Genomic DNA, 2,988 nt, shown 5'->3' with positions numbered 1-2,988 from the left:
TAGCGCAGGCGGGGCGGATAGTCGACCGGTTGTCCGTCCTCCGTCAGCCACTCGAAGAACACGTCGCACGACGTTTCGAATAGAACGCCGAGCGTGCACCCTTTGCCTTCGAGGCAATATTTATAGCATCCGGTGCAGGGGCGATCGCAGAACGAGAAGCCGACGGGGGCTTCTTTCTCGAAATTCGCGAGTTCAGCCGTCGTGGACATAAGCGAGAGAGAAGGTGAGACGCGCGTGTTTGCAAGAGCGTTACGCCACTCTATTTAGACTGCATCCAGATAAACGCAAATAGGCGGCAGTTCGTCAAGTCACGACCATGAAGTTCAGACGCAATTCGCGGAGGCGCTGCCCGAGAAAACGGCGGTTGCAGCGTCAGGAGGCCGATCGGATGGGTGTAGGGCGATTCCCTACAGCACGGAGACCCGTCCGGAAGATGTGCGCTCGAGGTGATTTAGACCGCCTCTAAATATCGTGCCGCGTGGATCTACTTTTCTCGCGCAGACGTTTGGAATCACAGAAATTTAGATAGCGACGCCCTCCTGACATCCCAGCCTGGTTATGTCCCAAGATATTCAACCGATGTGCACGTCCTGCAAGCACCTCGATCGGAATCGCTCCGACGAGCATGCGTGCAACGCCTTCCCGGAAGGCATCCCGCAGGACATCTGGAAGAACAAGCACGACCACCACGAGCCGTACCCGGGTGACCAGGGCGTTCGCTTTGAGATTGCGCCCGTCCCCGAAACGAAGGAAGAGGCCGAGACGGTCGGATAGCTTAAGGGTTGGGGCGCCGTGCCCCGGGCCCTTTCCCGCCCGCCTCGGGCTGTTTTCGGTCCGGATTTTTCCGCCGATCTGCGTTCCCCTCGCAGGTCGGCGGTTTTTTGTGCGGGTCGGACATTATCGCCGATCGCCGGCGATCGCTCGCGGCAGCGTCACGGTGACGCGGGTGCCGGTCCCCTTCTCACTTTTCACGTCGATCGACCCCTCAAGCAGGTCGACAAGCTGGGCGGTGATCGTCAGCCCGAGCCCACTGCCCTCGAAGGTCCGGCCCAAACCGGCTGATTCCTGCTCAAACGGCCGGTACATTCGGGGCAGAAATGCTGCGTCGATCCCGATGCCCGTGTCTTCGACTCCAATGTGAACGGAGTCCGGGTCCGCATCCACCGTGCACGTCACTCGGCCGCCGGACGGCGTGAACTTGATTGCATTTCCGATCAGGTTGCTCAACACGCGATGGAGGGCGGCTCGATCCGTCCGTGCGTGGATGGTCTTCTTCGGCACGAACTCCACCGCGACGCCGCTATCCTCGGCATGTTGTCGAACCAATTCGATCGCTTCCCGAACTTCTTCGACAAGGTTCACCGAGGCGGGCCGGACGGTCATCGTACCCGCTTCCAGGCGAGACAGGTCGAGCACGGAGTTCAGCGTGTCCAGCAGCCGCCGGCCGCCGCGCTCGATGCGTTGCGCGAAATCCGCGGCGATGGCGAGGTCGTCCGGCGGGACATGCGGCGAGTCGAGCGACTCGCGGATGGCTTCCGAGAATCCGAGAATGGCTGTCAGCGGGGTTCGGATTTCGTGGCTCATGTTCGCGAGGAACGCAGACTTCAGTCGATTCATCTCTTCGGCCGCATCTCGGGCCCGCTCGAGCGCCTCCGCCCTCCGGGTGCGCTCCGTGACGTCGATGCCGATGCCGAGCCGGGTCCCGCCGGCGCCTCGCACGCCGATCCACGAGCTCTCGACCACGTTTCCATCGTGCCGCGTGACCGTAATGTCCGTCCACCTCGGCGGTAGGGCATCGATGAATGACCGCATCACGACTTGAGCCTCCGGGTCGAGGTCGATCTGGATGCCGGGCATGCGCGCGGTCCCGGACCCGACCGTCGTCTCGAACGCACGATTCACGCGCAACACCCCGGTCTCGGCGTCGTGGACGAGGATCATGACCGGGATGGCGTCGAAGATCGTCTCCAAAAGATCGCGCTCCCGTTCCAGCCCCCGTTCGGCCTCTCGTTCCCGCGTCACGTCTCGTATCGTTGCCACGTAGCTGAGCACGCCTCCATCCTGGCTCCGTACGGCCGACGGATGCATAATGACGGGGAAACGGGTCCCGTCGCGCTTTTTCAGGGTCAGGTTGTAGGACGCCTCCCGCCCCACGGCCGGGTCGAAAGCCACGCACAACGGTTCGTACTCCTCCCGGGGCCAGAATGGATACGGGATGGTCGTCCCGAGGAGGTCATCGCGCGAGAAGCCGGTCATCGCGCAGAACGCTTCGTTGACCTGGATCGTCGTGCCGGCGGGGTTGAATACGAGCACGCCGTCCTGCATCGTCACGATCAGGTTCTCGGCGAACTCCTTGGTTTCTCGAACCGCCCGGGCCTCCGCCTCACGATGGGTTACGTCCTGGACGAGTGAGATCACACCCACGACGGTCCCGTTGTCATCGACGAGGGGGGTATTGTGCCACTCGCACAGGATGACGCGTCCATCCCGGGTCAGGTTGGCGTTGTAGCTGAAGTAACCGCCCTCCTGCTCGACCTGCCGATTCCACACGCGCTCGACCTGGTCGCGGTCGCCGGGCGCGACGATGTCGAGCAGCCAGAGGCGCTTCGCCTCGGCCCGGCTGTAGCCGAAGATCGACTCGGCCGCGGGACTCCAGTCGACCACGTGCCCGTCGCCGTCCCATTCGATAAACGCCAGCGACCGCGGGCGGTCCGCCGCGTCCGGCGAAACGGGCGTATCCGTGGACATCTCAGAGCGACGAGCCGGGCGTGCCGGGAGAGACCGCGTCGGCGGCGGTGCGTCGGGGCGAAGCGGATGGGTCCACGACGAACCGGCGACGTGGGCCAGATCGGCCAGGGCGGCGTGCAGTTCTGCGTCGGGGGCCCGTGGCTCGGCACTGGCCACGCAGAGCGTCGCACCGGGGACCGCCCCGAGGGGCGTTGCCGCAAGAAACCGGGGAGCATGTGGGGGAAGGACCGCGTCGAGAAG

Annotated in this window: 3 protein-coding genes; 1 reads left to right on the top strand and 2 read right to left on the bottom strand. The window is 64.0% G+C overall.

What is annotated here, in order from left to right:
- Positions 1 to 209: hypothetical protein (locus tag ACFCU0_RS10285; protein WP_434973579.1), on the bottom strand; the 209-nt coding region annotated here is incomplete at its 3' end.
- 349 nt (positions 210 to 558) lie between these two features.
- On the opposite strand from ACFCU0_RS10285, the gene ACFCU0_RS10280 reads away from it, so the two are divergent.
- Positions 559 to 774: a hypothetical protein gene (locus ACFCU0_RS10280; protein WP_434973578.1), complete on the top strand. Its 216-nt coding sequence runs from the start codon at positions 559 to 561 to the stop codon at positions 772 to 774.
- A gap of 123 nt (positions 775 to 897) precedes the next feature.
- Here the strand turns inward: ACFCU0_RS10280 and ACFCU0_RS10275 are convergent.
- The coding region (locus ACFCU0_RS10275; RefSeq protein WP_434973577.1) for a PAS domain S-box protein at positions 898 to 2,988 on the bottom strand (2,091 nt) is incomplete at its 5' end.

Origin of the sequence: Longibacter sp., from assembly GCF_051155795.1 — a bacterium.
In the GTDB taxonomy this organism is placed as follows: Bacteria; Bacteroidota; Rhodothermia; order Rhodothermales; family Salinibacteraceae; genus Longibacter.
This window is presented reverse-complemented; position numbering and strand designations above follow the sequence as displayed.